Below are 7216 nucleotides of genomic sequence, written 5' to 3'. Positions count from 1 at the left end.
GCTTGCCAGCGAAAGCGGCCTACGCCGCTACGCCGGCATCCGCCGTCAGCCCCGCCGCCTCGATCGCACTGATCGCGCACTGCTCGTCGATATCCGACGTGTCACCGCTGATCCCGATCGCCCCCAGCACCACCCCCTTCTGATCGCGAATCAGCACCCCACCCGGCGCCGGTACCACCGGGCTCTGCCCCAACCCATTGAGCGCGGCGAAAAACGCCGGCCGCTGCTGCGCGTCCAGCGCCAGCAGGCGCGAGCCTTTGCCCAGCGCAATAGCACCCCATGCCTTGCCCATCGCCACCTGCGGGCGCAGCAGGCTGGCGCCGTCCTCACGCTGCAAGGTCAGCAGGTGCCCACCGGCATCGAGCACCACCACCGTCAACGGCGCGGCCGAGATCTTGCGCCCGGCGGCCAGCGCGCCACTCACCAGGCTCACGGCAACTTTCAAGCTCAAAGCGTTCATCCAAAGGTCCTCTTGTTATTAGAAGCCCACACGGGCAGGTGAAAAACGATCAGCACAAATAGAACACAATGAAGAATATTTTTGTATACAATAATTCGAGCGTCCTGACCTAAATCTGATCGAATGCCGTTTTTACGGGATCACGACGAAAGCACAAGCCGCCGATGAAAATGGATTGACCAGAGCTGCCTGCCGTGAATACACTCTGGCGAGAAGCAATTTGTATACAATTACAAAATCAAAGAGGCACAAAACCATGAGCAAAATGAGAGCAATCGATGCAGCCGTTCTGGTGATGCGCCGCGAAGGCGTAGACACTGCATTCGGCATCCCGGGCGCCGCGATCAACCCGCTGTATTCGGCCCTGAAGAAAGTCGGCGGCATCGATCACGTCCTTGCTCGTCACGTGGAAGGTGCCTCGCACATGGCCGAGGGCTACACCCGCACCAAGGCCGGCAATATCGGTGTGTGCATCGGTACTTCCGGCCCTGCCGGCACCGACATGGTCACCGGCCTGTACAGTGCCTCGGCCGACTCCATCCCGATTCTGTGCATCACCGGCCAGGCGCCCCGTTCGCGTCTGCACAAGGAAGACTTCCAGGCCGTCGACATCACCAGCATCGTCAAGCCGGTGACCAAGTGGGCGACCACCGTACTGGAGCCCGGCCAGGTGCCGTATGCGTTCCAGAAAGCCTTCTATGAAATGCGCTCCGGTCGCCCGGGCCCGGTGCTGATCGACCTGCCGTTCGACGTGCAGATGGCCGAGATCGAATTCGACATCGACGCCTACCAGCCGCTGCCGGTGAACAAGCCGTCGGCCAACCGTGTCCAGGTCGAAAAAGCCCTGACCATGCTCGACAGCGCCGAGCGCCCGCTGCTGGTGGCCGGTGGTGGCATCATCAATGCCGATGCCAGCGACAAGCTGGTCGAATTCGCCGAACTGACCGGCATCCCGGTCATCCCGACCCTGATGGGCTGGGGCACCATCCCTGACGATCACCCGCTGATGGTGGGCATGGTCGGGCTGCAGACCTCGCACCGCTACGGCAACGCGACGATGCTCAAGTCCGATGTGGTGCTGGGTATCGGCAACCGCTGGGCCAACCGCCATACCGGCTCGGTTGACGTCTACACCGAAGGCCGTCGCTTCATCCACGTCGACATCGAACCGACCCAGATCGGCCGCGTGTTCACCCCGGACCTGGGCATCGTGTCCGACGCCGGCGCGGCCCTGGACGTGTTCCTCGAAGTGGCCCGCGAATGGAAAGCTGCCGGCAAGCTCAAAGACCGCGGCGAGTGGCTCAAGGACTGCCAGCAGCGCAAGGCCAGCCTTCACCGCAAGACCCACTTCGACAACATCCCGGTCAAGCCGCAGCGCGTGTACCAGGAGATGAACCAGGTGTTCGGCAAGGACACCTGCTACGTCAGCACCATCGGCCTGTCGCAGATCGCCGGTGCGCAGTTCCTGCACGTGTACAAGCCGCGTCACTGGATCAACTGCGGCCAGGCCGGCCCGCTGGGCTGGACCATCCCGGCCGCACTGGGCGTGGTCAAGGCCGACCCGTCGCGCAAGGTCGTGGCACTGTCGGGCGACTATGACTTCCAGTTCATGATCGAAGAACTGGCGGTGGGTGCGCAGTTCAAGCTGCCGTACATCCACGTGGTGGTGAACAACTCCTACCTGGGGCTGATCCGCCAGGCCCAACGCGGCTTCGAGATGGATTACTGTGTGCAACTGGCGTTCGAGAACCTCAACGCTCCGGAACTCAACGGCTATGGCGTGGACCACGTCGCGGTCGTCGAGGGTCTGGGTTGCAAGGCACTGCGCGTGTTCGACCCGGCCGAGATCCAGCCGGCCCTGCGCAAGGCCCAGCAAATGGCCGAAGAGTTCAAGGTGCCGGTCGTGGTCGAGGTGATCCTCGAGCGCGTGACCAACATTTCGATGGGTACCGAAATCAACGCGGTCAACGAATTCGAAGACCTGGCGCTGGTCGGCAACGACGCGCCAACCGCGATCTCGCTGCTCGACTGACTGCTGTAAGCGGCCCTGCTGCCCCGTGCACAGGGCCCACTTTTGCAAGGAGACAACCATGCCACGTTTCGCCGCCAACCTGTCCATGCTGTTCACCGAGCAGGACTTTCTCGCCCGTTTCAAGGCTGCTGCCGATGCCGGCTTCAGTGGGGTCGAGTACCTCTTCCCGTACGATTTCAGCTCGGCTGAAATCAAGCAGCAACTCGACACCCATGGCCTGACCCAGGTGCTGTTCAACCTGCCGGCCGGTGACTGGGCCAAGGGTGATCGCGGTATCGCCTGCGACCCGTCGCGGGTCGAGGAATTCCGCGCCGGCGTCGACCTGGCCATCGCCTACGCCCAGGTGCTGGGCAACACCCAGGTCAACTGCCTGGCCGGCATCCGCCCGCAGGGGCCGGATTGCGCCAGCGTGCGCAAGACCTTCATCGACAACCTGAAGTTCGCCGCCGACAAGTTGCAGGCAGCGGGCATCAAGCTGGTGATGGAGATGATCAACACCCGCGACATCCCCGGCTTCTACCTGAACACCACGCAGCAGGCCCTGGACATCCAGGCCGAGGTGGGCAGCGCCAACCTGTTCCTGCAGTACGACATCTACCACATGCAGATCATGGAAGGTGACCTGGCGCGCACGGTCGAAAGCAACCTGGCCAAGATCAACCACATCCAGCTGGCCGACAACCCGGGCCGCAACGAGCCGGGCACCGGCGAGATCAACTACCGCTTCCTGTTCGCACACCTGGACCGTATCGGTTACCAGGGCTGGGTGGGCTGTGAGTACAAGCCGCTGACCACCACCGAAGCGGGCCTTGGCTGGCTCAAGACCCACAACGTGATCTGACGTACCTGCGGCCTCCTCGTCTCCTGTGGGAGCTGGCTTGCCAGCGAAGGGGCCCACCCAGCCACACCGCATCGCTCCATTCGCTGGCAAGCCAGCTCCCACAGGGGGCGGCGCCAGCCATATGAGAATCGACAATTACAAGATAGAGGCAACTCTCATGGCTAAAATCGGATTCATCGGCACCGGCATCATGGGCCACCCAATGGCTCAGAACCTGCAAAAGGCAGGTCACAGCCTGTTCCTCTCCTCCCACCACGATGCCCCCCCCGGCCGACCTGATCGCCGCCGGCGGCGTGGCCCTGGCCAACCCGAAGGAAGTGGCCCAGGAAGCCGAGTTCATCATCGTGATGGTGCCCGACACCCCGCAGGTCGACGCCGTGCTGTTCGGTGAAAACGGTGTGGCCTACGGCGTCGGTCCGAACAAGGTAGTGATCGACATGAGTTCGATCTCGCCAACCGCCACCAAGGCCTTCGCCGCCAAAATCAAGGAAACCGGCGCCACCTACCTCGACGCCCCGGTGTCCGGCGGTGAAGTCGGCGCCAAGGCCGCGACCCTGAGCATCATGGTCGGTGGCTGCCCGAATGCCTTTGAACGCGCCCTGCCGCTGTTCCAGGCCATGGGCAAGAACATCACCCGCGTCGGCGGCAGTGGTGACGGCCAGACCGCCAAGGTCGCCAACCAGATCATCGTCGCCCTGAACATTCAGGCCGTCGCCGAAGCCCTGCTGTTCGCCGCCAAGAACGGCGCAGACCCGGCCAAGGTACGCGAAGCGCTGATGGGCGGCTTCGCCTCCTCGAAGATCCTCGAAGTGCACGGCGAGCGCATGATCAAGGGCACTTTCGACCCGGGTTTTCGCATCAGCCTGCACCAGAAGGACCTGAACCTGGCCCTGCAAGGTGCCAAGGAACTCAACATCAACCTGCCCAACACCGCCAATGCCCAGCAAGTGTTCAGCACCTGCGCGGCCATCGGTGGCGCCAACTGGGACCACTCGGCGCTGATCAAAGGCCTTGAGCACATGGCCAACTTCTCGATCCGCGACGCCCAGTAAGACCCGAGCAACACACGCCCTTGGGTCCGTCTGCACGGAGGCAGGCCCAGGGGCGTTCTTGATTCTGAAGAACAATAAGATTGGAGCCTGCCATGTCGGTCGATCCGCAACACTTTCTGCGCGAGCTGTTCGCCACGGCCATCGATGCCGCGCACCCACACCAGGTACTTGAAGCCCACCTGCCCAGCGATCGCAGTGGCCGCGTCATCGTCATCGGTGCCGGCAAGGCCGCTGCCGCCATGGCCGAAGTGGTCGAGCGCAGCTGGCAGGGCGAGGTCTCGGGCCTGGTCGTGACCCGTTATGGCCACGGCGCCAGTTGCTCGAAGATCGAAGTGGTCGAAGCCGCCCACCCGGTGCCGGATGCCGCGGGCCTGGCGGTGGCCAAGCGTGTGCTGGCGATGGTCAGCAACCTGAGCGCTGACGATCGCGTGATCTTCCTGTTGTCCGGCGGCGGCTCGGCATTGCTGGCGTTGCCGGCCGAGGGCCTGAGCCTGGCCGACAAGCAACAGATCAACAAGGCCCTGCTCAAGTCCGGCGCCACCATCGGCGAGATGAACTGCGTACGCAAGCACCTCTCGGCGATCAAGGGCGGGCGTCTGGCCAAGGCTTGCTGGCCGGCCACGGTGTACACCTATGCGATTTCCGATGTACCCGGCGACCTCGCCACGGTGATCGCCTCGGGCCCGACCGTGCGACCCGAGCACCTCGGCCCAAGCCCTGGCGATTCTCAAGCGCTACAACATCGAGGCGCCTGCCGCCGTCATCGCCTGGCTCAACAACCCAGCCTCGGAAACCGTCAAGGCGGATGACCCGGCCCTTGCGCGCAGCCACTTCCAACTGATCGCACGGCCCCAGCAATCCCTGGAGGCGGCGGCGGTCAAGGCGCGCCAGGCCGGCTTCAGCCCACTGATCCTGGGCGACCTGGAGGGCGAGTCGCGTGACGTGGCCAAGGTGCATGCCGGTATCGCACGCCAGATCGTGCTGCATGGCCAGCCGCTGGCCGCGCCCTGCGTGATCCTGTCCGGTGGTGAAACCACCGTCACCGTGCGTGGCAACGGCCGTGGCGGGCGCAACGCCGAGTTCCTGCTCAGCCTCACCGACAGCCTCAAGGGCTTGCCGGGTGTATATGCGCTGGCCGGTGATACCGACGGCATCGACGGCTCGGAAGACAACGCCGGCGCCTTCATGACCCCCGACAGCTACGCGCGTGCTCAGGCCTTGGGCCTGTCGGCCGCCGACGAGCTGGACAACAACAATGGCTACGGCTACTTCGCCGCGCTCGACGCGCTGATCGTCACTGAACCGACGCGTACCAACGTCAACGATTTTCGCGCCATCCTGATCCTCGAGACTGCCCAACATGACGCCTGACAAAAAAGTCAAAATCCTCGCCACCCTCGGCCCTGCGACGCGCGGCATCGACGACATTCGTCAACTGGTGGAAAGCGGAGTGAACATCTTCCGCCTCAACTTCAGCCACGGTGAGCACGCCGACCACGCCATGCGTTTCGAGTGGATCCGCGAAGTGGAGCGCCAGCTGAACTACCCGCTGGGCATCCTCATGGACCTGCAGGGGCCCAAGCTGCGCGTAGGCCGCTTTGCCGACGGCAAGGTGCAACTGCAACGCGGCAGCCCTGCGCCTGGACCTGGACGCCAGCCCCGGCGACACCCAGCGGGTCAACCTGCCGCACCCCGAGATCATCGCCGCACTGGAGCCAGGCATGCACCTGCTGCTCGATGACGGCAAGCTGCGCCTGCGTGTGACGGCCAAGCACGCCGATGCCATCGACACCGAGGTACTCAACGGTGGCGAGCTGTCCGACCGCAAGGGCGTCAACGTGCCGCAGGCGGTGCTCGACCTCAGCCCGCTGACCGAGAAAGACCGCCGCGACCTGACCTTCGGCCTGGCGCTGGGCGTGGACTGGGTGGCGCTGTCATTCGTGCAGCGCCCTGAAGACATCCTCGAGGCGCGCCAACTGATCGGCGACCGCGCGTACCTGATGGCCAAGATCGAGAAGCCGTCGGCGGTCACGCAACTGCGCGAGATCGCCGAGCTGAGCGACGCGATCATGGTCGCGCGGGGCGACCTGGGGGTGGAAGTGCCAGCGGAAAGCGTGCCGCAGATCCAGCAAAGCATCATCACCACCTGCCGCCAGCTGGGCCGTCCGGTGGTGGTGGCCACGCAGATGCTCGAATCGATGCGCTTCTCCCCTGCGCCGACCCGCGCCGAGGTCACCGACGTGGCCAATGCGGTGGCCGAAGGGGCTGATGCGGTGATGCTGTCGGCCGAGACCGCCTCGGGCGACTACCCGCTCGAAGCGGTGCAGATGATGAGCAAGATCATCCGCCAGGTCGAAGCCGGCCCGGATTACCAGGCGCAGTTGGACGTGGGCCGCCCGCAAGCCGAGGCCACGGTGTCGGATGCGATCAGCTGCGCGATCCGGCGCATCAGCGGCATCCTGCCGGTGGCGGTGCTGGTCAACTACAGTGAGTCGGGCAATTCGACCTTGCGTGCGGCGCGTGAGCGGCCGCGTGCGCCGATCCTCAACCTGACCCCCAACCTGAACACCGCGCGGCGCCTGAGCGTGGCCTGGGGCGTGCATTCGGTGGTCAACGATCGCCTGCGTCAGGTGGATGAAGTGGTCTGCACCGCGCTGGAAATTGCCCAGGCGCAAGGCATGGCCAGCCGTGGCGACATCCTGCTGATCACTGCCGGTGTGCCTTTTGGCAAGCCGGGGTCGACCAATACGCTGCGGATCGAAACCTTGCTCTGATCCAGAAATGAGGTAAGGCCTTTCGCTGGCAAGCCAGCTCCCACAGGTACAGCAGTG

General features: G+C 64.3%; 3 protein-coding genes and 3 pseudogenes. 5 read left to right on the top strand and 1 reads right to left on the bottom strand.

The window, feature by feature from the left end:
• Positions 1-19 precede the first annotated feature (19 nt).
• Positions 20-460 carry a GlcG/HbpS family heme-binding protein gene (locus G3436_RS01665; protein ID WP_163940650.1) on the bottom strand — a complete coding sequence of 147 codons (441 nt, stop codon included), beginning with the start codon at positions 458-460 and terminating at the stop codon, positions 20-22.
• A 256-nt stretch (positions 461-716) separates the two neighbouring features.
• Between G3436_RS01665 and gcl the strand changes: the two genes are divergently transcribed.
• The 5 genes and pseudogenes from gcl to pyk all read left to right on the top strand — a co-directional run bounded on the left by gcl (position 717) and on the right by pyk (position 7159).
• Positions 717-2492 (top strand): glyoxylate carboligase, encoded by a 1776-nt coding sequence (gene gcl / locus G3436_RS01660; RefSeq protein WP_163940648.1) that lies wholly within the window; start codon positions 717-719, stop codon positions 2490-2492.
• Positions 2493-2550: 58 nt separating this feature from the next.
• Complete coding sequence (gene hyi, locus G3436_RS01655) at positions 2551-3333, top strand: hydroxypyruvate isomerase (RefSeq protein ID WP_163940646.1); 783 nt, start codon at positions 2551-2553, stop codon at positions 3331-3333.
• A 157-nt stretch (positions 3334-3490) separates the two neighbouring features.
• Positions 3491-4385 (top strand): annotated as a pseudogene (locus G3436_RS01650) (2-hydroxy-3-oxopropionate reductase).
• A gap of 92 nt (positions 4386-4477) precedes the next feature.
• Positions 4478-5756: pseudogene (locus G3436_RS01645) on the top strand (glycerate kinase type-2 family protein).
• Positions 5746-7159 (top strand): annotated as a pseudogene (gene pyk, locus G3436_RS01640) (pyruvate kinase). The pseudogenes G3436_RS01645 and pyk overlap by 11 nt, the downstream one beginning before the upstream one ends.
• Positions 7160-7216: the final 57 nt, after the last annotated feature.

Origin of the sequence: Pseudomonas brassicae (assembly GCF_010671725.1) — a bacterium.
GTDB classification, from domain to species: Bacteria; Pseudomonadota; Gammaproteobacteria; order Pseudomonadales; family Pseudomonadaceae; genus Aquipseudomonas; species Aquipseudomonas brassicae.
This window is presented reverse-complemented; position numbering and strand designations above follow the sequence as displayed.